Origin of the sequence: Streptomyces lydicus (genome assembly GCF_004125265.1) — a bacterium.
Taxonomy (GTDB): domain Bacteria; phylum Actinomycetota; class Actinomycetes; order Streptomycetales; family Streptomycetaceae; genus Streptomyces; species Streptomyces lydicus_C.
The window spans coordinates 5220654-5242304 of record NZ_RDTE01000003.1 but is presented as its reverse complement, the minus strand read 5'-3'; the positions used below and the strand labels follow the sequence as shown (position 1 = coordinate 5242304).

Sequence of the window (21651 nt, the reverse complement as noted above, 5' to 3'; positions counted from 1 at the left end):
TCGAGACCGCCGCGCCTCGAAGTCCCGGAGATATCGGGGTGGTTCGCCGTCTGTCCTGTATCCGTCCTGCCATAGCTGTACCGCACACGCAGCGGGCGTCGCGCGGCCCCTCAGGGGTTCGCCACGACGCCCGCTGTGTGCATGCGGAAACGGAGGGACGAGGTGAAGCAGGCGGGCGAGGCCGAGCAAATGGGCAAGGAAAAGGGGCCCTGGCAAGGCGAAAAGGCCCCGGCAAGGCGAATCGGTCGACCGGTTCAGCGGACGGGCACGGGCGAAGCCCCGCTGCGCAGCGGCCGGCTCACCGCCGCTCCAGCCGGAAGAGCCGGATCTCCCGCGCCACCCGCGCCTGGTACGTGGCGTACGGCGGCCAGAACGCCAGCGCCGCCCGCCAGGCCTGCGCACGTTCCTCACCGGTGAGCAGCCGGGCCCGCACCGGGATGTCCCGGCCGCGCCAACTCACCTCGGCCTCCGGGTTCTTCAGCAGATTGACGGTCCAGGCCGGATGCCCCGGCCGCCCGAAGTTGCTGCCGATCAGCAGCCAGCCGCCCTCCTCCGGCAGGCACGCCAGCGGAGTACGCCGCGGCAGCCCGCTCCTGGCCCCGGTCGCGGTCAACACCACACCGGGCAGCATCCGGGCGCTGAGCAGCACCTTTCCACGGGTCAGCCGGTGCACCGCACGGTCCAGAGCGGGGATGACGTGTGGCGCGATCCGGGCGAACGTACGGGTCGCGGAGACCTTCTGGAGCCATCGCTCGCCCCGCGGCATCAGGCCTCCACCGCCTCTGGCGCACGGGCTCCCGCCGGCGCATCGCCGGCGCCCCGGCGCACGGGAGTCCGCCCGTTTCCGCCCGCCCCACGGCCACCGCTGACCTGCTCTCCGCTCCCCCCGGCCCCACGGTCACCGCTGAGCCCGCTGCCTCCACCGGCCTCCCCTACCCCGCCCGTGAACAGCCCCGCCTCCTCGGCCGCCCGCGCCCGGAGCCGGTGCACGGGCCCCAGCAGCAGTTCATCGCCGGCCGCACGCTTGAAGTACAGATGCGCCTCGTGCTCCCAGGTGAAGCCGATGCCGCCGTGCAGCTGGACGGCCTCGGCCGCCACCGCACGCAGCGCCTCCAGCGCCTGAGCCAAGGCCAGCGCCCCCACACCGGGCTCGGCCGCACCGGACGGCCCCGCGGCACCCCCGGACCGTCCGCCGCCCGCCGCCCAGGCCGCGTAGTACACCGCCGAGCGCGCCGCCTGCAGCGTCACATACAGATCGGCGAGCCGGTGCTGCACCGCTTGGAAGGAGCCGATGGGCCGGCCGAACTGCTCGCGCTCCCGGACGTAGGCGACGGTACGGGACAGCGCCGCATCGGCCGCCCCGACCGCCTCGGCGGCCAGCACCGCGGCCGCCGTCACCCCGGTCGCGGCGAGCGCGGCCTCCACCGCCGTCCCACCGCCGCGCCCCTCCCCGTAGGGGTAGCTCTCCCCGTAGGGGTAACCCTCCCCGTACGGGGAGCCCTCCCCGTCCACGTCCCCGAGCAACTCTGCCGGAACGTCCCGCAGTTCGAGGCGCGCCAGCGGACGGGTCTCGTCCAGCGCGGTCTGCCGGATCCGCAGCAGACCGGTCGCACCGGGCGCGCCTGCCCCTCCGGCATGCGCGGCCCGGCGGTCCGGCCGGGCCGCCGCCGGACCGGATGCCGCCGAGCCTGGTGCCGCCGGGCCGGGTGCCGCCGCCCGCACGAGAAAGAGCAGGGTGCGGCTGCGCGCGAACCCACCCGTGTGTGCGGCCACCACCAGCACCTCCGCGCTGTGGCCGTTCAGCACCTGGCCGGCCTCCCCGTACAGCCGCCACGCTCCGTCCCGCATCCGCGCCTGAACCCCGCCGGCCCGGCCACCGCCCGCCCAGTCGCCGTCATTCGGGCCGGTCAGCCCCAGTGCGGTGGCCAGCTGCCCGGACGGTACGGCGAGCGTTCCGGTCAGCTCCCCGGTGGCGAGGCCCGGCAGCAGGCCGCTGCGCTGGCGTTCACTGCCGAGCGCGAGGATCAGCGGCGCGGCCAGCGCGGCGGTGGCGACCAGCGGCGAGGGAAGGACGGCGCGACCGGTCTCCTCGCAGGCCAGGGCGAGTTCGGTGGGCCCGCAGCCCACCCCGCCGTATGCGGCGGGCAGCGCCAGACCGGGCAGGCCGAGCTCGGCGGCGAGCCGGCGCCACACCTGTGCGTCGTACCCGGGCAGGGTGCGTACCGCCGCCTTGACCTGGTCCGGACCACAGTGTTTGAGCAGCAGTTCGCGCAGGGTGCGGCGGATTTCGTGCTGCTCCTCGGTGAACGCGGCATCCATCGCGGGCTCCTCCCGGCCGTGCGGCACCCCCCGTCCGGTCCGACGGGCTGGCTCACTCCCGCTTTCGATCTGACGGGCCGTCATAGTAGGGACGGGGGGTGCACTTTCCTAGGCCGAGTCCGCAAGTCGTCGGAGCCCTGGGATGCACACTCTCCCCGGCTCACAATGACGGCACCCGGCAACGGCGCGCGACAACAGCGCGCGATAAAGGCGCCCGACAAACGTCACTCGCCCTCGCCGTGCGGCCGAAACCGCGGGCGAGGGCGAGTGCGAGGACGAAGGCGAGGGCAAGGGCGAGGGGTCGCCCTTCCGTCAGAGGGTCAGATGGACCGTGAAGTGCGTTTCCGTGTCGCTGACGTTGACGGCGTGGATGTAGCCGTGAGCCGTGCGGTAGCGGCCCGTGCCTCCGGTGATCGCCAAGTCGATGTTGCCGGGGCCGGCGGTGGTGACGTTGAACCGGCCTTGCACGGTGAGCTGCCCCTGGGGGAGCGACAGATCGGCCGCGCACTGCAGGTCGAACTGATCAACGGGATCGAACCGGGTCAGCGTGCAGATCTCGCTGTAGGTGCCGACCACGCTGCTGCCACGCAGGAGATTGCCGCTGACGACGTATTCATCCCCCAGACTCGGCCCTCCCGACCCGTCCACATCGACGAAGCCGCCCTGAGTCTGCTTTGCGACCAGCTGGAAGACTTCCTCCCCGGGATTGGGCCCGGGGCCACTGCCGGTGGACGCCGATGCCGAAGGTGCACAGAAAAGGAGCGCGGCAAATCCGGTGACCACGCTCATGGCGACCTGCTTGAAGCGACGCACGATTTCCTCCTGTGAGACTGGAAGGGGAATTCACTGACCATTTGCCATGAGATGAAATAACATCTTCCGGTCCGATATCACACGGACGGCACGAGGGGGCGATGACGCCCCACTCCAGGAATTTCCGCTGCCCCGGCCGATCCGGCCGGCCCGCTGACCGGCCCGCCGGGTCGACCGGTCAGGAAGCAGGCACGTGCCGGGAGACCGGCATTCCGGCGCCGCACACCCGGACAGGCGTCAGCCACCACCCCGCAAGGGCGAAGTCGAGGGCAAAAGCAGCGACGAAGGCAAAGGAGAAAACGAAGGCGAACATGACACTCCCTGCGGCGAGCGGGAATTCATTGTCCCGCATACGGAAATGCCTGCTCCACCGCATGGGCAACAGTGAGCAGTCGACCGGCCACAATCGGACCGGTGAAATTCACACAGCGCATGGAGAATACCCGCCACGGGAAAGCATGGAAAGACCGAGCGATTATCTCCGATTCTCCGATAATCACCTCACACCGCCTTCCCGGGGGAGCTCGCTGCCGACTCCCGGCGGCCCGCCGGCCCGTCCGAGTGGACCCGCAGGCCGCCGCCCGACCGGGACGTCCGGCACCCCCGCCGCCCCCTCTGCCTCACCCTCCCCCCGTCTCGCCCTCACCCCACCCCACCCTTGCTCTCGCCGCACCCTGCCCGCCCCCTCAAACCTGATGTACCGTCAGATTCATGACTCCAGGGACCCGTTACGGGAATCGCAAGGTCGCCGTCGCCGGAGTGGCCCTGTCCGACTGCGGGCGCGTGGACGAGGCCACCCCGTACGCCCTGCACGCGCAGGCCGCCCGCCGGGCACTCGCCGACAGCGGCCTGGACCGTTCGGTGATCGACGGCTTCGCCTCGGCCGGTCTGGGCACCCTCGCCCCCGTCGAAGTCGCCGAATACCTGGGCCTGCGCCCCACCTGGGTCGACTCGACCTCGGTGGGCGGCTCCACCTGGGAAGTGCTGGCCGCGCACGCCGCCGACGCGATCGCCGCCGGCCACGCGAGCGCCGTACTCCTCGTCTACGGTTCCACCGCCCGCGCCGACATCAAGGCCGGGCGCCGCACCGCGAACCTCTCCTTCGGGTCCCGCGGCCCGCTCCAGTTCGAGATCCCCTACGGGCACACCCTGATCGCCAAATACGCCATGGCGGCCCGCCGCCATATGCACCAATACGGCACCACCCTGGAGCAGTTGGCCCAGATAGCCGTCCAGGCGCGCGCCAATGCGGCGGGGAACCCGGACGCCATGTACCGCGACCCGATCACCGTGGACGAGGTCCTCTCCGGCCCGGTGATCGCCGACCCGTTCACCAAGCTGCACTGCTGTATCCGCTCCGATGGCGGCTGCGCGGTTCTGCTCGTCGCCGAGGACTATGTCCCCGACCTCGCCAAGCCCCCGGTATGGGTGCTCGGTTCCGGTACCTCGGTCTCGCACACCACCATGTCGGAGTGGGACGACTTCACCGTCTCGCCCGCGGCGGTCTCCGGCCGGCTGGCCTTCGAACGCGCCGGTGTCCGCCCCTCCGAGATCGACCTCGCCGAGCTCTACGACGCCTTCACCTATATGACCCTGGTGACGCTGGAGGACCTGGGCTTCTGCGCCAAGGGCGAGGGCGGCGCCTTCGTCGAGAAGGGGCGGCTGCTGCGGGACGGTGCATTGCCGGTCAATACCGACGGGGGTGGGCTGGCCGCCTGCCATCCCGGAATGCGCGGCCTGTTCCTGCTGGTCGAGGCGGTACGCCAGCTTCGCGGCGAGGCCGGCCCGGACCGCCAGGTACGCAAGGCCGGCGGCGCCTTGCCGCAGCTTGCGGTCGCCTCGGGCACGGGCGGCTGGTTCTGTTCGTCGGGAACGGTGGTGCTGGGACGGGGCTGAGGGCTGTCCCGTAGGGCCACAGCAAGGGCGGTGAGTTCCCTCTCCGAGGACGTGCAGCGTGGCGCCCACGCAATCACGCCGAAGGACCATCCAGCACCATCCGCTCCCGGTCGGTGCCGGTCCGCTCCGGCAGCCGGACGGCCCGCGTACGCTGCCTGACATGACTGATCAGGCCGGGCAGCACACGCCGGATGCCGTTCCCGCCGGTGCTGCCGCGCACCACTCCGACGCCGCGGAGGCTCCGGAGACTGCGAACGTCGTGGACGCCGAGGACACCGGGGATGCCGGGGATGCCGGGGACGCCGCGGAAACCCGCGCGTTCCGGGATCTGCTGCGCGGGCTGCGGGTCTGGGACGTCGAACTGCCGACGTTCGACGTGGCCACAGCGCCGGACGACCCGCTGCCGCTGTTCCGGCAGTGGTTGCGGGAGGCCGCCGAGGCCGGTGTCCCCGAGCCCCACACCATGACGCTCGCCACGGCGGACGCGGCCGGTGACCCCTCCGTGCGAACCCTGATGCTGCACGACGCCGATGAGCGCGGCTGGCACTTCGCCTCGCATCGCGGCAGCCGCAAGGGCCGCGAACTGGCCGTACGGCCGCGGGCGGCGCTCGGTTTCTACTGGGCGGCGGTCGGCCGTCAGGTGCGGGTGCGGGGATCGGTGACCGCAGCGGGTCCCGAGGAGAGCGCGGCCGATCTGCACCATCGTTCCACGGGTGCGCTGGCCGCGGCGCTGGTCGGCCGGCAGAGCGAACTGCTCGGCTCGACGGAGGAGCTGGCGCGCGCCTCGGAGGCCGCGTGGGAGCGCGCCCGCCGCGAGCCGGAGGCGCCGGTGCCGAGCTGGACGCTGTATGTGCTGCGCGCCGAGGAGGTCGAGTTCTTTCAGGGCGATGCACAGCGCCGCCATGTACGTCTTGACTACCGCTACGAGGGCGACGGCTGGCGGAGGGAACTGCTCTGGCCATGAGCCACGCAGCGGGCCGGTCCGCTCGCCCTCACAGCTGCCGGTACATGATGTGCAGCCCCACATAGCCCTTGGTGGGGTGCAGGAAGCCCTCGGGGAGGGTCGTCATGATCCGGAAGCCCAGGGACTCCCAGAGGGCGACGGCACCGGTATTGGTCTCCACAACAGCGTTGAACTGCATCGCGCGATAGCCCTCGGCGCGGGCCCAGGCCAGTACGTGCTCCCCCAGGGCCCGGCCGACGCCGCGTCCGCCGCACTGCGGATCGACCATGAAGCTCGCACTGGCGATATGCGCGGCGCCACCCATGTGGTTGGGGTTCATCTTGGCCGTACCGAGCACCGTGCCGGACTCGTCGACGGCGACGACCGTGCGGCCGGGCGCCGTCAGCATCCACATCTCGCGGGCCGTGCCCTCATCGAGGTCCCGCGGGTAGGTGTAGGTCTCCCCGGCCGCCACGATGGCGCGGAGGAAGGGCCAGATGGCGGGCCAGTCGCCCGCGGTCGCCTCACGAATCAGCATGGCCACAGCATCCCGCGGACCCAGCGGGCCCGCCACCGGATTTCACCGCGGCCCCGAACGGCGATACGGGACGCGCCAGCTCAGGACGACGCCGGGCTCAAGGGCGGCGCCGGGGCTCAAACGCGGCGACATGCGAATCCGGAGGTGAGGAATCGGAAACTCAGAGACGCACCGGCATCACGCGGGCCGGAAGACCGGGACGGCAATCCCCCCGCCCACACCCTCACCTTCGCCTCCACCCTCACCATCACCCTGCCCCTGACCCAGTCCCTCGCGACGGAAGTGCACCGCAAGCGGCATACCGATCCGCAGTTCCGACTCCGGGCAGTCGGTGATCTCGGTCATCATCCGGGGGCCTTCGACGAGATCGACCACGGCCGCGACGTACGGAACCCGCTCGCCGAACGGCGGGAGATCGTTACGGTGCACCACGGACCAGGTATAGAGAGTGGCGCGTCCGGCGGCCGGCACCCAGCCGACGTCCTCGCTCCAGCAGTACGGGCAGAACTCACGCGGGTAGTGATGCGCCGCCCCGCACCCCTCCGCCCGGCAGCGACGCAGCAGCAGCTGCCCCTCAGCCGCCGCGTCCCAGTACGGCCTGGTGAAGGCATCCACCTCCGGCAGATCAAAACGCACCGCACTTCGCGCCGCACTCCGCACCCCACGCGGCGCAGCGCCCTGCGCCCCTCTCGTCCCGGCAGCACCGGCAGTCCCAGCTGTCCCGGCCATCACGCGACACCCCCACCCGTTCCACCCTCACCGAACCTGACGGTACGTCAGTTCAGCCGATACGGAACTCGGCGCGCAAGGGGACCGGCGCAATCCACCACCACCCCGGAACCCGAGACCGGCGGTCACGGCCACGCCACCCCCTCGGCGCAGACCGCGACCGTGCGGGTTGCGTGCCCCGCACTCACCGGCCGAGGCGGAGCCCCCGACGATCGACGGAGTACATCGCCTGGGGCGCGTCGAACTCCACGAAGCTGTCGATATGACACATGCCGATGGATTCCAGGAGGCGACACGAGCGGGCGTTGGCCTCCTGCGTGACCGCGATGACCGACGGGCTGTCCGAGGGGACATTCACGAGGGCCCAGTCAACTACGGCGGCCACGGCTTCACGGGCGTATCCCTGCCCCCAGTATTCGGGCAGGAACCCATAGGACACCTCCCGCTGGTCGTCGAACCGGGACGCCGAATCGATCACCACGGAGCCGACGACGGTCGCGCCCTCCCGCATGGTCACCGCGAACAGGTTGGGCCGGTGAGCGAAATGCTGCTGGTAAAGACAGAGCTCCTGTTCGGCTACCGGACCGCCGAGGAAGCGCCGGACCTCGGGGTCCGTCCAGAGTCGCGTGAACTCCTTCACGTCGGTGGGCTCAGCGGGACGCAGCAAGAGCCTGGACGTGCCGAGGGTGGTGGGCCAGGAGTTCGCGGCAGGCGTGGAAGACATGACCTGAGCATCGCAGCACAGGACGCACCCGCACCCGCACCCGCACCCGCAAGCTTTACCGTGCACACCCATTCCTGACGCGGCGTCAGTTCAGTAATCTGACTGTGCGTCAGTTGATAAGAACGAGAGGCCTCACACAGGAGCGGGCGTCTGCGATGCTTGGATCGACTCACGGCACCCTCACCACTCACTCCCGGCCGGCCCGCGTCATGGCCTGTGGGGAGCAACCACGACACACCGTCCACGGCATCAGTGAACCGCACCCCGGCGACGGCGGACAGGGCGCCGGGGTGGTCGACCGCGATGTCAGCGGGCGCCCGTTGCACGCCCCGGCGCCCGACCTGGACCGGTTCTTCCGGCCCGAGTCCGTGGCCGTGATCGGCGCCTCGGACAGCGAGGGCCGGCCCAACACGGGGATCACCCGCCAGCTGATCGCCTGGGCGGAGCGTGTCGGTGCCCGGCTCCACCTCGTCAATCCGGGACGCGTCCAGGTCTTCGGGCGGCCTTGCCACGCAGCCGTCGCCGAACTGCCGGAGACCGTCGACCTCGCCGTACTCCTCGTCGGTGACCCCCTTCCGGTCATCGAACAACTCGGGGCGGCCAAAGTGAAGTTCGCCGTGGCCTTCGCCTCCGGATTCGCCGAGACCGGCGAGCGCGGCGCGGCCGCCCAGGCCCGGCTGGCCGAGGTCGTCGAGCGCTCCGGTCTGCGGCTGCTCGGGCCGAACACCAACCTCAACGCCTTCGAGCGGTTCCGCGAGGACCTGGACGGCCCGGCGATCGCCCTGATCACACAGTCAGGCCACCAGGGCCGTCCCGTCTTCAGCCTTCAGGAACTGGGCATCCGCCTCTCGCACTGGGCCCCCACCGGCAACGAGGCCGATCTGGAGACCGCCGACTTCCTCTCCTACTTCGCCACCCGCCCCGAGGTGGGCGCCATCGCCGCGTATGTGGAAGGCCTCAAGGACGGCCGCAGTTTCCTGCTGGCCGCCGACCGCGCCGCCCGCCACCGGGTGCCCGTCGTCGCCGTCAAGGTCGGACGTACCGAGACCGGCGCCCGGACGGCCCTCTCGCACACCGGCAAGCTCACCGGCGCCGACAGTGTCGTGGACGCGGCGATGCGGCAGTTCGGCGTCATCCGGGTGGACGGGCTCGACGAGCTGCAGGACACCGCGGCGCTGCTGGCCCGCGCCAAGAAGCCCACCGCGGAGGGCGTGGCCGTCTATTCGATCTCCGGGGGCACCGGCGCCCACTTCTCCGACCTGGCGACGGGCGCGGGGCTGTCGCTGCCCACCCTCGGTGACGCCAAGCAGGCCGAGCTGCACCAGTGGATACCGGACTACCTGAGCGTCGCCAATCCGATCGACAACGGCGGGCACCCGGTCGGCGACTGGCGCGGCCGCAAGATCATCGATGCGATCCTGGCCGACCCGTCCATCGGCGTGCTGATCTGCCCGATCACCGGCCCCTTCCCGCCCATGAGCGACAAGCTCGCCCAGGATCTGGTGGACGCGGCGGAGCAGACCGACAAGCTGGTGTGTGTGGTGTGGGGCTCGCCGGTCGGCACCGAGGACGCCTATCGCAGCACCCTCCTCGGCTCCTCTCGGGTGGCGACCTTCCGCACCTTCGCCAACTGCATCACCGCCGTCCGCGCCTATCTGGACCACCACCGCTTCACGGCCGGCTACCGCTCCCCCTTCGAGGACGCCCCCCGCATACCGTCCCCGTCCGCGCGCAAGGCACAGGCCCTGATGCGCCCGGGCGAACCGCTCAGCGAGCACGCGGCCAAGCAGTTGCTGCGCGCCTACGGCATCCGGGTCCCGCGCGAACAGCTGGTGACCAGCGCGGCGGCGGCCGTACGGTCGGCGAGCCTGGTCGGCTACCCCGTGGTGATGAAGGCTTCCGGGCCGCAGCTGGCGCACAAGACCGAACTCGGCCTGGTCAAGGTCGCACTGACCTCGGCCAGCCAGGTCAGGGACGCGTACCGCGAGCTGACCGACATCGCCCGCTACGAGGACATCCCGCTGGACGGCGTGCTGGTCTGCCAGATGATCGAGCGGGGCGTCGAGACGGTCGTCGGCATCACCCACGACAGCCTCTTCGGGCCGACGGTCACGGTCGGCCTCGGCGGGGTGCTCGTGGAGGTCCTGCAGGACGTGGCGGTGGGCATCCCGCCCTTCGGTGAGGACCAGGCGCGCGCGATGCTCGGCGAGCTGCGCGGCCGCGCCCTCCTGGACGGTGTACGCGGCGCACCGCCCGCGGATCTCGATGCGCTGGTCGAGGTCGTGCTCAGGGTGCAGCGGATGGCGCTCGAACTCGACGGTCAGCTGGCGGAGTTGGACATCAATCCGCTGGTGGTCCTGCCCCGCGGGGAGGGCGCCGTGGCCCTCGACGCGCTGGCCATCTGTCCCTGACCTCCCACGCAACCGCAAGCGCAACCGCGGGCGCCAGCACATGCGCAGGCGCAGGCGCACGGACAACTGCCGCTGCCGCCGCGCCCCCACCCACAAACGCACCCGCCGCACCGCGCCCCGCCGTCCCCACCACGACCGCACCCTTGGGAGCCGTTCCCCCATGACGCCCTCACCGTCCCCCGCTTCCGTTCCCCCCGCCGACGGCACCGCCCGTGTCGATCCCCCCGACCGCGCGGACCCCGTCGATTCATTGATACTCCACGCCACTGACAGCGGCGTCTCGTGGATCACCCTCAACCGGCCGGAGGCGATGAACGCCCTCACCCGCGAGCAGCGCGAACACCTCATCGCACGGCTCGCCGAGGCCTCCGCCGACCCGGACGTACGGGCCGTGGTCCTCACCGCGACCGGCCGGGGCTTCTGCGCGGGTGCCGATCTCCGGGGATCGCCGTCGTCGGGCGAACGGGTCGCCGGCGATGTCGCCCGGATGATCCGCGACGGCGCCCAGCGGCTCATCGCGGCGGTGCTGGACTGCGAGAAGCCGGTCATCGCCGCCGTCAACGGCACCGCGGCCGGGCTCGGCGCCCACCTCGCGCTCGCCTGCGATCTGGTGCTGGCTGCCGAATCGGCGTCCTTCATCGAGGTGTTCGTACGCCGCGGCCTGGTCCCGGACGGCGGCGGCGCCTACCTCCTGCCCCGGCTGATCGGCCCGCAGCGCGCCAAGGAGCTGATGTTCTTCGGCGACGCCGTACCGGCCGCCGAGGCCGCCCGGCTGGGGCTGGTCAACCGCGTGGTCCCGGACCGCGAGCTGGCGAAGACGGCCCGGGAGTGGGCCCAGCGGCTGGCGGCGGGCCCGACCCGGGCACTGGCCCTGACCAAACAGCTGGTCAACGCCTCGCTCGACGCCGACCGGGCCGCGGCCTTCGCCGCCGAGGCCACCGCCCAGGAGATCAATATGACGACGGCGGACGCACAGGAGGGGGTCGCCTCCTTCGTACAGCGACGCCACCCGGCCTACCGGGGACGGTGACCCGAGCCGGGTCGGCACAACAGAGCGGAAGCCCCGAGCCGAACACCCCCGGAGCTGAAACACCCCCGGAGCTGAAACACCCGAGCCGCACGCGCCAGGAGAGCCGAGCCGGCCCCACCGGGGCGGGAAGCCGCGAACCCGCCACGCAGGGACGAAGCCCGAACCCGTCACGCAGAGACCGAAGCCCCGAACCCGAGGCGCGGAAGACCACCTACTCCTGCCCCGCCGGACACTCCGGCACCTCACGGGTGTTCCGTGTCCGCACCCCCGGCAGCCACCCCCGCACCCCCTGCCCGCTGGTGACCAGATACCAGCGGGTGGAGGTGACGCCCGCTTCGTCGCGGACCATCCGGCCGTCGGTCACCACACAGTGCGCGGCCAGGTCATCGCCGTGCCAGACCCGGCCGGCGGAGTTGCCGCGCGCGGCGTACTCGGCGCGCGGGTCCCTGGCCAGCCGTAGGGCGCACTCCAGGGAGCGGCCCGTACGGCAGGCCTGTTCACTGTTGTAGACCGTGATCTTCACCGTCGGGGGCGGGCCGGCCGGCCGGAGCGTGACGGGTTCGGGACGCACCAGCCACCACACCCCCAGCGCCACCACGGCCACCGCCGCCACCACGAGCGCGACCGCGTACGGCCGTCTCCGGGGCAGTGCGACCACGGCGGGGGCCGGCGCGGCGCCGGAGGCCCTGACGCGGTCCCACAGGCCGGGCGGTGTCTCGATCTGTTCGTCCGCGAGCCGCAGCCGCGCCCGCAGCAGCGCCTCGGCGTCATCGTCCCCGGCGCCGCCGCCCCGGCCGCCGCCGAAGTCCCGGCCGCCGCCCGCTGAGCCCGCACCGCCGTCGTACCGTGGCCCCACACCCACCGCGCCGCTCACCTCCCCGCCTGCCCGTGCTCCGATGCCACGAGGTAGGCGCGCAGCCTGTCCAGCGCACGGGCGCGATGGCGGGCGGCGGTACCACGGTGCACCTTCATGATCTTCGCGGCCTGGTCGAGGGTGTAGCCATCGAGGTCGACCAGGATGACGATCCCGGCCTGCCGGTGTGACAGCTTCCCCAGCAGCCGCACCGCTTCGATCTCGGCCTGCCGCTGCTCCACCCCGCCGTCCCAGCCGCCGCCCACCCCGCCGACCCCCGCACCGGCGCCACCGCCCGCCCGGCCCGTACCGGATTCCTCGACCCCGTCCATCGCGTCGACCAGCACCTGGCGCCGGTCCTTGCGATAGGCGTCCCGGGCCACGTTGAGTACGGCGGTGAAGGCGTAGGCGTACGGCTCCGGATGGGCGAGGAAGCGCTGTGGACGGGCGGCGAGTTTGAGGTAGGCCTCATGCACCACGTCCTCCGCGGACTGTCTCGATCCGGCCAGCATCACCGCCCTCCGGTAGAGCCGGGGCAACAGCCCGCAGAAGACCTCGTCGAAGGTGGGTGGTGACGCGGCGGACGAAGCTGACGACGGTGTCCCATCGGCCATGTACCGGAACTCTCCCCCGTGTTCGGCTACGGACGCGGCCGAGGCGGACGCTGCCCGTGCGGTCGACACGCAATCAGGAATCTGCCCCTCAATCTCCCGCGATTCCTCCGAGACCGGCCCCGATCGCCCGGCAAACCACACGTGCGGGTGGCCGCCGCCCCGCACACCTTCACATCTGATGAACCATCAGATTCAATGAAGGCATGATGGGACACGCTGCAATGGCGGCCACGGCCGTGCGGTACCTGCGCTCCGTCGGCGCGCCCACCACGGCCGCCGCACCGGCCGGCGCACCCACCGGGCCACGCCCGCGCCCCGCACTGCGCGCCGTACGCGACGACGAGCGCGCCCCCTTGGACCCGGCCGCATTCCGCTCCGTCCTCGGGCACTTCGCCAGCGGCGTCACGGTCATCACCTCCCCCGGCGAGCCGGGACCGGCCGGTTTCGCCTGCCAGTCCTTCGCCTCGCTCTCCCTCGACCCGCCACTGGTGACGTTCATGGTGGCGCGCACGTCGACCACCTGGCCGCGGATCGCCCGCGCCGGGGTCTTCTGCGTCAACATCCTCGGCGCCGCACAGGGCGAACTGTGCCGGGCGTTCGCGGTCAGCGGCGGCGACAAGTTCGCCGGGGTCGGCTACGGGGCCGCCCCCGCGACCGGCTCGCCCCGGCTGGCGGACGTCCCCGCCTGGATCGACTGCACGATCCAGGCCGTGCACACCGGCGGCGACCACCTGATCGTGGTCGGCCGCGTCGAAGCCCTCGGCACGGACCCGGCCACCACCGAGGACGGCCCGCTGCTCTTCCACCGGGGCGCCTTCAGGCAGCTCCGCGGGTGAGCACGGCCGGTGCGGTGGCGTACTGAAGCGGCGGTGGGCGGCGGGTACATGGGGTCCCACCATCCGCCCGCAGTGAACACCGGCCCCACCGGGCTCGCCGGTCACTACCGTCCGGCCTCATGTCGACGATCACCACGCGCACGGTCACCTACCCGGCCGACGCCCTCACGATGACCGGGCACCTCGCGCTCCCCACCGGTGCCGGCCGCCGGCCCGCGGTCCTGATCGGACCCGAGGGGACGGGGCTCAGCGACGTCGAGCGCCGCCGGGCCGATGCCCTGGCCGAGCTGGGATACGTGGCGCTGGCCTTCGACCTCCACGGCGGGCGCTATCTGGGCGACCCCGAGGAGATGCTGGCCCGTTGCATGCCGCTGCTCGCCGACCCCGACCGGATGCGGGGCATCGGCCACGCGGCGCTCGACGTGTTGCGTGCCGAACCGCGGGCCGACCCCGACCGGATCGCCGCCGTCGGCTACGGCACCGGGGGTGCGATCGCGCTGGAACTCGGGCGCCACGGCGTCAACCTGCGTGCGATCGGGACGGTCAACGCACTGACCACGGGCCGGCCGGGCGAGGCGGCGCGCATCCGCTGCCCGGTGTGGGCCGGGGTCGGGTCGGAAGACCCGATCATGCCGCCCGCGCAACGGGACGCGTTCACCGCCGAGATGCAGGCCGCGGGCGTCGACTGGCGCCTCGCGGTCTACGGCGGAGCCCTGCACGCCTTCCACCACCCACCGGTCGGCCACACCACGCGCCCCGGCGTCGGCTACCATCCACAGCACGCGCAGCGGGCCTGGCGCGACATCGTCGCCCTGCTCGCCGAGTGCCTGCCCGTAACGGAGTGATCCGCCAGAGGCCAGAGTTCCTCAGGACCGGGCCGGAGCCCGCCGGCGCACCTCACCCGAAGGTCAGCACCGCCCGCGCCACCCGCCCGTGATGGGCGTCGTCCGCCGCCTTCGCGAAGTCCTCCACCGGATAGGTCTTCGTCACCAACTCGTCGAGCAGCAGCCGTCCTTCGCGGTAGAGCCGGGCGTAGAGCGCGATGTCGCGCTGCGGGCGGGCCGACCCGTAGCGGCAGCCCAGGATCGACTTGTCGAGATACATCGACGACACCCGGAACGAGGCCTCCGCGGTGGCCGGCGGCACCCCGAGCAGCACCGCCTGGCCGTGCCGGTCCAGCAGGTCGACGGCCTGCCGGATCAGCCGGGTGCTGCCCACGCATTCGAAGGCATGGTCGGCGCCGGTCGGCAGGATCTCCTTCACCGCCTTGACGCCGTCCAACGCCGCCGACGCGTCGATGAAGTGGGTCGCCCCGAACTGCCGCGCCACCGCCTCCTTCGCGGGGTTGGCGTCCACCGCCACGATCACCGACGCCCCGGCGATCCGCGCCCCCTGGAGGACGTTGAGGCCGATACCGCCGGCCCCGATCACCACGACCGAGTCGCCCCGGTCCACCCTCGCCCGGTTGAGCACCGCCCCGACCCCGGTCAGCACCCCGCACCCGATCAGCGCGGCCGACGTCAGCGGAATATCCTCGGCGATCTTCACCGCCTGCACCGCCTTGACGACCGTACGCTCCGCGAACGCCGAGTTCGACGCGAAGCTGAACAGCTCGGATTCGCCCCGGCGGAACGGCTTCTGGGGCATTCCGATCGCCTTCCGGCACATCGTCGGCCGCCCCCGGTCGCACTCCGCGCACGCCCCGCAGTTGGCCAGCGTCGACAGCGCGACATGATCGCCGGGCACCACATGGCCGACGCCCGCGCCCACGGCCTCGACCACCCCCGCCCCCTCGTGCCCCAGCACCACCGGCACCGGGAACGGAATGGTCCCGTCGACCACCGACAGGTCGCTGTGGCACAGCCCCGCGGCCCGGATACCGACCAGCACCTCGCCCGGTCCCGGCTCCCGCACCTCCAGGTCGTCCACGACCCGGGGCTGCTCGCCGTCGAACACGACACCTCTCACATCCGCTCCACTCTGGGCAGGCCGAGCACCCGCTCGGCGATGATGTTCCGCTGGATCTCGTCCGAGCCGCCGTAGAGGGTGTCGGCCCGGGTGAACAGGAACAGCCGCTGCAGCGCGTCGAGTTCGTACGGCGCCTGCGCGGTCCAGTCGGCGGGTCCCAGCGCCGCGGCGGCCCCGCGCACCCGCATCGCCAGCTCCCCGAGCCGCTGGTGCCAGCCGCCCCAGAGCAGCTTCGCCACACTCGGCGCACCGGCGTCCCCGGCCGCTCCCAGGGTCCGCAGCGCGTTCCACCGCATGACCTTCAGCTCGGCCCACTGACGGACGAGCTGGTCACGCAGCACCGGGTCCCGCAGCGCACCGCAGCGCAGCGCCTCCCCGACGACCTCGGCCAGCTCCGCCGCGAACCCGATCTGCTGGACGAGGGTGGACACCCCGCGCTCGCGCGCGAGCAGCCCCATGGCCACCCGCCAGCCCGCGCCCTCCCCGCCCACCACCTGCCCGGCCACCGCCCCGTCGAAGAACACCTCGTTGAACTCCGCCGTCCCCGACATCTGCCGGATCGGCCGCACCTCGATGCGTCCCGGCTGATCCATCGCCACCAGCAGGAACGAGAGCCCACGATGGCGCCGCTCGGCCGGATCCGTCCGCGCCAGCACAAAGCACCAGTCGGCCTCCCCGGCCAGCGACGTCCAGATCTTCTGCCCGCTGACGCGATAGCCGGCACCGTCCCGGACCGCCACCGTCCGCAGCCCCGCCAGATCCGACCCCGCGTCCGGCTCGCTGTAGCCCTGGCACCACAGCTCCTCCCCCCGGGCGATGGCCGGCAGAAACCGCCGCCGCTGCGCCTCATCCCCGTACACGAGCAGCGTCGGCGCCAGCAGGTTCTCCCCGATGTGCCCCACCCGCCCCGGCGCCCTGGCCCGCGCATACTCCTCGGCCCACACCACCTGCTGGGTCAGGCTCGCCGTACGGTTCCCATACGCCCCCTCAGCCCCCTCCCACCCGAGCCCGATCCACCCACCAGCCCCCAACTCCCGCTCCCACGCCCGCCGTCCCTCGGCCCCCTCGTGCTCACTCCCCGGCCCCCCACACCCCGCCAACGCGGCGTACTCACCGACGAGATGCCCCCCAAGCCACTCACGAGCCTCCGCCCGAAACCCCTCGTCCCCACTCCCGAACTCAAAGTCCACCAAAACCTCCCACGCCCGCCCCCACCACGATCACTTATCCATCCACGGGAGGGGACGGGCCGGAGGGGCCTGGTGTGGGGACGTAAAGCGAAGCAGTCCACACACCAGGCCCCGGAGGACCGTCACCGCACCCACAGCCCCGCGCAGCGGACCCGGCCCGCCGCAGGCGCAACGGCGACAAACCCCCACGGCGGGAAAGCCAAAAACGGCCCGAGCAAAGCGCAGCGAACCCGCGCAGCGACCCCGCGCAGCGGACCCGCCCGCCGCAGGCGAAACGGCGGGCGCACCGCGGCAGCGGGCGGAAAACGGCGACAAACCCCCACGGCGGGAAAGCCAAAAACGCAGGGAAGACCTACGCGTTCGGCCGCCCCTCCGCTTCCGCCGCCCTCGCCATCTCCGAAAGCTGCGCCAGCATCGGCATGGGGTCCGCCCCGACCGACCCCGGCAGCACCTCCGCCACCCGCTCCGGGGTCCAGCCGCCCCCGTCGGCGTACACGGAGCGAAGCTCCCTCGGCTGGGCCCACACGGCGATCTTGGGACCGGCGACCGTGTACACCTGGCCGGTGACCTCCCTGGCCCGGTCGCTCAGCAGATAGACGACCAGCGCCGCCACATCCTCCGGTTCGCCGATCTCCGTCAGCTTCATCGGTACGTTCGCCGACATCCGCGTCCGCGCCACCGGAGCCACCGCATTGGCCGTCACCCCGTATTTGTGCAGCCCCAGCGCGGCGCTCCGCACCAGCGAGATGATTCCGCCCTTCGCGGACGCGTAGTTGGCCTGGGACACCGAGCCCTGGTGGTTCCCGCTGGTGAAGCCCACCAGGGTGCCCGAACCTTGCCGGCGCATGACGGCCGACGCCGCCCGGAAGACCGTGAACGTCCCCTTCAGGTGGGTGGCGACCACCGGGTCCCACTCCTCCTCGGACATGTTGAAGAGCATCCGTTCCCGCAGGATCCCGGCCACGCACACCACGCCGTCGATCCGTCCGTACTGCGCCAGCGCGGTGTCCACGATCCGCTGCCCGCCGGCCATGGTCGACACGTCGTCGGCCACCGCGACCGCCACGCCCCCGGCGGCCTCGATCTCCTTCACCACCGATTCGGCGACCTCGCTGCTGGGGCCGGCGCCGTCGATGGAAACGCCGTAGTCGTTGACGATCACCTTGGCGCCCTGGTCCGCGCAGGCGAGTGCCACCGCCCGGCCGATACCGCGGCCCGCCCCCGTTACGGCGATCACTTTGCCGGCCAAGAAGTTCCCCATGCCGTGACCCTTCCCGCAGTTTCTGACGGACCGTTAGATTTTTGAGCAGACACCGGACGAACACAAGACCCGGGGCGTACCGATCCCGGCCATCCCGAGGAGGGCCCATGCCCCTGCCGCGCGAGTTCCACGACATCGCCAAACGCGTGAACAACTGGGGGCGTTGGGGGGCGGACGACGAGATCGGCACCCTCAACCTGATCACCGACCGGGTCGTACGGGAGGCCGCCGCCGGCATCCGCAGCGGCCGCCGCATCCCGCTCGCCCTCCCGCTCCGACAGGACGGCGTACAGACCGGGGTGATCCCCGGCCGGGTCAATCCGCTGCACACCATGACCGCCGTCAACCAGGAGATCTTCGGCCCCGGCACGGTCGCGACGACGGACGACGTGGTCACGATGGGCCTCCAGGCCGCCACCCATTGGGACGGCCTCGCCCATGTCTCGCACTCCGGACGGCTCTACAACAACCGCCCCGCCGACTCGGTCACCGCCCACCACGGCGCCACCTGCCTCGGCGTGGAGAAGGCCACCCCGATCGTCTCCCGCGGCGTCCTCCTGGACGTGGCCCGTGCCCACGGCACCGGGCAACTGCCCGGCGATCACGCCGTCACACCGGAAGACCTGGACGCCGCCGAGGAGCAGGCCGGGACGGCGGTACGGGCCGGCGATATCGTCCTCGTACGGACCGGGCAGCTGCGGCACTACCTGGCCGGCGACCGGCAGGCCTACGCGTTCCCGTCACCCGGGCTGTCGTTGCGCACCCCGGAGTGGTTCCACGCGCGCGATGTCGCGGCGGTCGCCAACGACACCCTGACCTTCGAGATCTTCCCGCCGGAGATCGAGGACCTGTGGATGCCGGTCCATGCGCTCGATCTCGTCGAGATGGGCATGCCGCAGGGCCAGAACTGGAATCTGGAGGAGCTGGCGACGGCCTGCGCGGAGGCGGGACGCTGGACGTTCCTGCTGTCCGCGGTGGCCGAACCGTTCGTCGGAGGCTCCGGGGCACCGGTCGCACCCGTGGCGATCCTCTGACCGGCCTTTGGTGATCTTCCGGCCCGGCCGGGACGCTCGGGCATTCCTCAATCCCCTGACCGGGCCGGGCCGGGCCGCCGACGCTGACGGCCGGCGGCCCGACGGCGCCCGGCCGGCCAGGGGCGGTGCGCTCGCGCGCGCCCCGAGCACGGCGCCGCGGACCGCCCCCTTCCCGCTGTCACGGGGGCCTGCCGGGCCGCGATCCGCACTCGCCAAGGCCCTGGACCACAAGCCCGGCCCCCCACGACCTCGGCGTCCCCTCGCGGCGCATCGCTTCACCCAAGGGTGATCAACCGGCCACGCCACGTCAACACCCGGTCCGGACTGGCTCGGTTACGCCCGTTTCGCCACGCCTGCCGCACTTGCCACACCCGCCACACCTGCCGCGTCCACCGGCAAAACGCCGCCTCGATACCGCCCGCAGGCAGCTGGAGCGGTGCGGTCAGACCTGGTGCGTCACGGCGCGCGGCGTTGCGCGAGAGGCTTCATAGGCCCCCAGGTCGGACCCTGACGCCAGCAGCAGCGGCTGTCCGCGGTCCACCTCGCACCAGATCCGCTTGCCGCCGCCCTCCTGCTGCCACCCCCAGCGGTCGGCCAGGCCGTCGACCAGTTCCAGGCCGCGGCCGTTGGTGTCGTCGCCGTCGGCGTGCCGCTGGCGTGGCGGGCGGGCGCTGGCGTCCGCCACTTCGACCCGGACCGTCCCGACCACGGCGCCCGACCCGGAGAAACACATCCGCAGCTCGGCCGCCGCGCCGGTGTGCACCACGGCGTTGGTGACGAGCTCGGAGATCAAAAGGATCAGCGTCTCCGCAAGTGGCTCATCGGCTCCTATGCCGGAACCCACGAGCCGCGACCTGGCCCACCGCCGGGCCCTCCCCACCTCCGCGGGGTCGGGCCGTACGTCCAACTGAACCTGAAGCACCTGCACCGCTCACACCATCCGAACCGGCGGAAACATCGCCTCGCGCCTCCACGGAGTCACGGTGCGTGACCCCGGTGGAGCACAGCATGGTTGACGTTGAGTCACCCCAACAAGCGCTTCGGGCATATTCCAGCGCAAGGGAGTATGCATCCTGCATACTGTGCGACGCACTTTGCGGGGAGTCGAACAAGGGGGGCGATCGGGCCCCGCCCAAGGGCGAGCGGCGCGCAGTCCGTACCCCGGAGCCGTCTTTCCGACGACACCGGGCCCGTTGCGCCACAGAACCACTCGCACCCCACGGAGGGTACCCGAGCCGAGCGCCGACTCCCCCCTGTGACGAGTCACGCCTAGGACACAACCCGATATCGACCCTCTGTGACCATTTCTGCAGAGTGAGTCCGACATATCGCATACGCGGTGTCACGACCTGACATCGCCGGGCCTCACACACCACCGCGCGCCCCCTTGCACCACCAAGCACCACCAATCGCCGCCAAGCACCGACCCCGCACCCCTCACCCCGCCACCGTCAGCCGATCAAGCCCGCCGCCAGCAGCTCTTCCGTCTCGCCCGCCACTTCCCAGCGCTCGGCCCGCAACCAGGCCCGCTTGAGATGCAGATGGACATCGGCCTCCCAGGTGAAGCCCATTCCGCCGTGGACCTGCAGGCAGTCCCGCGCGTTATCCACCGCGGCCTCGTCGGCCAGCAGCTTCGCGGCCGCGATATCGAGAACACGCTCCGTGACCGCTGCCGCATACACCGCACTTCGGGCGATTTCCGCCCGTACCAGCATCTGCGCGCACAGATGCTTGACCGCCTGGAACGAGCCGATGGCCACACCGAACTGCTCGCGCTCGCGGGCGTACCCCACCGCCATCTCGACGGTGCGGGCCGCACTGCCCAGTTGCTGGGCGGCGGTGAGCAGCGCGGCCTCGCGGCAGAGCCGGGGAACGTCCAGGGCCAGGGGCGCGGTGCGCGGCAGATCCAGGACGCGGGCGAGCGGGGTCAGGGGATCGATGGAGGCGAACGGGGCGCAGACCACCCGGTCCGGCACGCTCCGGTAGGCGCCGCCCGTGCGCCCGTACGCGCCCCTGGGCTCCCCCCGGACTTCCCCCCTGACCTCACCCCGAACCTCGCCCCCGGGCCCGCCGATCCCGCGCCCCACGCCCCCCTCCACCAAGATCAACTCATCACACTCCCCCGAGTGTTCCCACAGCACCGGATCCCGGTCCGCCTCGCAGAGCCCGACGATCTTCTCGCCGGCCGCGACCCCGTCCACCACCCCGGCCAGCAGGTGGCACGCCACCAGCGGCCCGGGCAGCAGCGCGCGTCCGGCCTCCTCGAAGACCAGCACCGCTTCCGGCAGTCCGAGCCCCACCCCGCCGGCCTCCTCCGGCAGCCGCAGCGCAAAGAACCCGGCCGCGCCCAGCTCGCGCCACAGCGCCCGGTCCAGCGCCGGTTCCTCCACCGCGGCCCGCAGCCGCTCCCGGCCGAACCGTCCGGCCAGCAGCTCGCGGGTGCCGTCCCGCAACGCCCGCTGATCTTCGGTGAGTTGGAAGTCCACGGCCCG

General features: G+C 72.1%; 20 protein-coding genes. 7 read left to right on the top strand and 13 right to left on the bottom strand.

Features of this window, described 5'->3' with window-relative positions:
- Positions 1-298: 298 nt before the first annotated feature.
- From D9V36_RS25615 to D9V36_RS25605, 3 genes are all read right to left on the bottom strand, one after another.
- Positions 299-766 carry a nitroreductase family deazaflavin-dependent oxidoreductase gene (locus tag D9V36_RS25615; protein WP_129295814.1) on the bottom strand — a complete coding sequence of 156 codons (468 nt, stop codon included), beginning with the start codon at positions 764-766 and terminating at the stop codon, positions 299-301.
- Positions 766-2319 carry an acyl-CoA dehydrogenase family protein gene (locus D9V36_RS25610; RefSeq protein WP_129295813.1) on the bottom strand — a complete coding sequence of 518 codons (1554 nt, stop codon included), beginning with the start codon at positions 2317-2319 and terminating at the stop codon, positions 766-768. The genes D9V36_RS25615 and D9V36_RS25610 overlap by 1 nt, the downstream gene beginning before the upstream one ends.
- 312 nt (positions 2320-2631) lie before the next feature.
- On the bottom strand, positions 2632-3132 hold the full coding sequence (locus tag D9V36_RS25605) for a dirigent protein (protein WP_129295812.1): 501 nt from the start codon (positions 3130-3132) through the stop codon (positions 2632-2634).
- 711 nt (positions 3133-3843) lie between these two features.
- Between D9V36_RS25605 and D9V36_RS25600 the strand changes: the two genes are divergently transcribed.
- Both D9V36_RS25600 and D9V36_RS25595 read left to right on the top strand, forming a co-directional pair.
- Positions 3844-5028 carry a thiolase C-terminal domain-containing protein gene (locus D9V36_RS25600; protein ID WP_129295811.1) on the top strand — a complete coding sequence of 395 codons (1185 nt, stop codon included), beginning with the start codon at positions 3844-3846 and terminating at the stop codon, positions 5026-5028.
- 160 nt (positions 5029-5188) lie between these two features.
- Positions 5189-5992 carry a pyridoxine/pyridoxamine 5'-phosphate oxidase gene (locus tag D9V36_RS25595; RefSeq protein ID WP_129295810.1) on the top strand — a complete coding sequence of 268 codons (804 nt, stop codon included), beginning with the start codon at positions 5189-5191 and terminating at the stop codon, positions 5990-5992.
- Between the two features lie 28 nt (positions 5993-6020).
- Here D9V36_RS25595 and D9V36_RS25590 read toward each other — a convergent pair whose 3' ends face one another.
- From D9V36_RS25590 to D9V36_RS25580, 3 genes are all read right to left on the bottom strand, one after another.
- Positions 6021-6509 (bottom strand): GNAT family N-acetyltransferase, encoded by a 489-nt coding sequence (locus D9V36_RS25590; RefSeq protein WP_129295809.1) that lies wholly within the window; start codon positions 6507-6509, stop codon positions 6021-6023.
- 177 nt (positions 6510-6686) lie between these two features.
- Entirely contained in the window at positions 6687-7145 is a 459-nt protein-coding gene (locus tag D9V36_RS25585) for a Zn-ribbon domain-containing OB-fold protein (RefSeq protein WP_431357698.1), read from the bottom strand.
- 277 nt (positions 7146-7422) lie between these two features.
- Positions 7423-7962: a GNAT family N-acetyltransferase gene (locus D9V36_RS25580; RefSeq protein ID WP_129295807.1), complete on the bottom strand. Its 540-nt coding sequence runs from the start codon at positions 7960-7962 to the stop codon at positions 7423-7425.
- A 155-nt stretch (positions 7963-8117) separates the two neighbouring features.
- Here D9V36_RS25580 and D9V36_RS25575 point away from each other — a divergent pair, with 155 nt between their 5' ends.
- Positions 8118-10373, top strand: coding sequence for an acetate--CoA ligase family protein (locus D9V36_RS25575; protein ID WP_129295806.1), 2256 nt, complete (start codon positions 8118-8120; stop codon positions 10371-10373).
- A gap of 160 nt (positions 10374-10533) precedes the next feature.
- The gene (locus D9V36_RS25565) at positions 10534-11403 is read left to right on the top strand and encodes an enoyl-CoA hydratase/isomerase family protein (protein WP_129295805.1); all 870 of its coding nucleotides are present in this window, start codon (positions 10534-10536) and stop codon (positions 11401-11403) included.
- A 211-nt stretch (positions 11404-11614) separates the two neighbouring features.
- Here D9V36_RS25565 and D9V36_RS25560 read toward each other — a convergent pair whose 3' ends face one another.
- Positions 11615-12265: a hypothetical protein gene (locus D9V36_RS25560; protein WP_241721028.1), complete on the bottom strand. Its 651-nt coding sequence runs from the start codon at positions 12263-12265 to the stop codon at positions 11615-11617.
- 8 nt (positions 12266-12273) lie between these two features.
- Positions 12274-12870 carry an RNA polymerase sigma factor gene (locus D9V36_RS25555; RefSeq protein ID WP_129295803.1) on the bottom strand — a complete coding sequence of 199 codons (597 nt, stop codon included), beginning with the start codon at positions 12868-12870 and terminating at the stop codon, positions 12274-12276.
- A 221-nt stretch (positions 12871-13091) separates the two neighbouring features.
- Here D9V36_RS25555 and D9V36_RS25550 point away from each other — a divergent pair, with 221 nt between their 5' ends.
- Positions 13092-13706, top strand: coding sequence for a flavin reductase family protein (locus D9V36_RS25550; protein WP_129298680.1), 615 nt, complete (start codon positions 13092-13094; stop codon positions 13704-13706).
- Positions 13707-13825: 119 nt separating this feature from the next.
- Positions 13826-14551, top strand: coding sequence for a dienelactone hydrolase family protein (locus tag D9V36_RS25545; RefSeq protein WP_129295802.1), 726 nt, complete (start codon positions 13826-13828; stop codon positions 14549-14551).
- A gap of 52 nt (positions 14552-14603) precedes the next feature.
- Here the strand turns inward: D9V36_RS25545 and D9V36_RS25540 are convergent, their stop codons facing one another.
- From D9V36_RS25540 to D9V36_RS25530, 3 genes are all read right to left on the bottom strand, one after another.
- Positions 14604-15674: a Zn-dependent alcohol dehydrogenase gene (locus D9V36_RS25540; protein ID WP_129295801.1), complete on the bottom strand. Its 1071-nt coding sequence runs from the start codon at positions 15672-15674 to the stop codon at positions 14604-14606.
- On the bottom strand, positions 15671-16864 hold the full coding sequence (locus D9V36_RS25535) for an acyl-CoA dehydrogenase family protein (protein WP_129295800.1): 1194 nt from the start codon (positions 16862-16864) through the stop codon (positions 15671-15673). The genes D9V36_RS25540 and D9V36_RS25535 overlap by 4 nt, the downstream gene beginning before the upstream one ends.
- A 352-nt stretch (positions 16865-17216) precedes the next feature.
- Positions 17217-18125 (bottom strand): SDR family oxidoreductase, encoded by a 909-nt coding sequence (locus D9V36_RS25530; RefSeq protein ID WP_129295799.1) that lies wholly within the window; start codon positions 18123-18125, stop codon positions 17217-17219.
- 107 nt (positions 18126-18232) lie between these two features.
- Here D9V36_RS25530 and D9V36_RS25525 point away from each other — a divergent pair, with 107 nt between their 5' ends.
- Complete coding sequence (locus D9V36_RS25525) at positions 18233-19159, top strand: cyclase family protein (RefSeq protein WP_129295798.1); 927 nt, start codon at positions 18233-18235, stop codon at positions 19157-19159.
- 442 nt (positions 19160-19601) lie between these two features.
- Here the strand turns inward: D9V36_RS25525 and D9V36_RS25520 are convergent, their stop codons facing one another.
- Positions 19602-20087 carry an ATP-binding protein gene (locus tag D9V36_RS25520; RefSeq protein WP_129295797.1) on the bottom strand — a complete coding sequence of 162 codons (486 nt, stop codon included), beginning with the start codon at positions 20085-20087 and terminating at the stop codon, positions 19602-19604.
- Between the two features lie 523 nt (positions 20088-20610).
- Positions 20611-21645 (bottom strand): acyl-CoA dehydrogenase family protein, encoded by a 1035-nt coding sequence (locus D9V36_RS25515; protein WP_129295796.1) that lies wholly within the window; start codon positions 21643-21645, stop codon positions 20611-20613.
- Positions 21646-21651: the final 6 nt, after the last annotated feature.